Here is an 823-nt window from a genome sequence, read left to right on the forward strand (position 1 = left end):
CCCATCTTGTCTGCGACAGATTCCTGGGATAAGCCAAGTTCATTTTTCTTTTTTTCATAAATTGCTTTAAGGCGACGTGCGTCCTCAAGCTGCTCTTGTGTTAATGGTTTCTTTTTTGTGCTCATACGTTAAATCTATCACCGCAAGGGATAAATATCTAACACCGTGCGTGTTGACTATTTTACCTCTGGCGGTGATAATGGTTGCATGTACTAAGGAGGTTGTATGGAACAACGCATAACCCTGAAAGATTATGCAATGCGCTTTGGGCAAACCAAGACAGCTAAAGATCTCGGCGTATATCAAAGCGCGATCAACAAGGCCATTCATGCAGGCCGAAAGATTTTTTTAACTATAAACGCTGATGGAAGCGTTTATGCGGAAGAGGTAAAGCCCTTCCCGAGTAACAAAAAAACAACAGCATAAATAACCCCGCTCTTACACATTCCAGCCCTGAAAAAGGGCATCAAATTAAACCACACCTATGGTGTATGCATTTATTTGCATACATTCAATCAATTGTTATCTAAGGAAATACTTACATATGGTTCGTGCAAACAAACGCAACGAGGCTCTACGAATCGAGAGTGCGTTGCTTAACAAAATCGCAATGCTTGGAACTGAGAAGACAGCGGAAGCTGTGGGCGTTGATAAGTCGCAGATCAGCAGGTGGAAGAGGGACTGGATTCCAAAGTTCTCAATGCTGCTTGCTGTTCTTGAATGGGGGGTCGTTGACGACGACATGGCTCGATTGGCGCGACAAGTTGCTGCGATTCTCACCAATAAAAAACGCCCGGCGGCAACCGAGCGTTCTGAACAAATC

2 protein-coding genes are annotated in these 823 nt (G+C 44.2%); both read left to right on the forward strand.

Annotated features, from left to right (window positions below):
* Positions 1-225: 225 nt before the first annotated feature.
* A complete protein-coding gene (locus tag HP556_RS00235) occupies positions 226-426 on the forward strand; it encodes a Cro/CI family transcriptional regulator (protein ID WP_000437875.1) in 201 nt (66 codons plus the stop codon).
* A 118-nt stretch (positions 427-544) separates the two neighbouring features.
* The coding region (locus tag HP556_RS00240; protein WP_032167563.1) for a CII family transcriptional regulator at positions 545-823 on the forward strand (279 nt) is incomplete at its 3' end.

This window comes from Tardiphaga robiniae, from assembly GCF_013359755.1.
In the GTDB taxonomy this organism is placed as follows: domain Bacteria; phylum Pseudomonadota; class Alphaproteobacteria; order Rhizobiales; family Xanthobacteraceae; genus Tardiphaga; species Tardiphaga robiniae.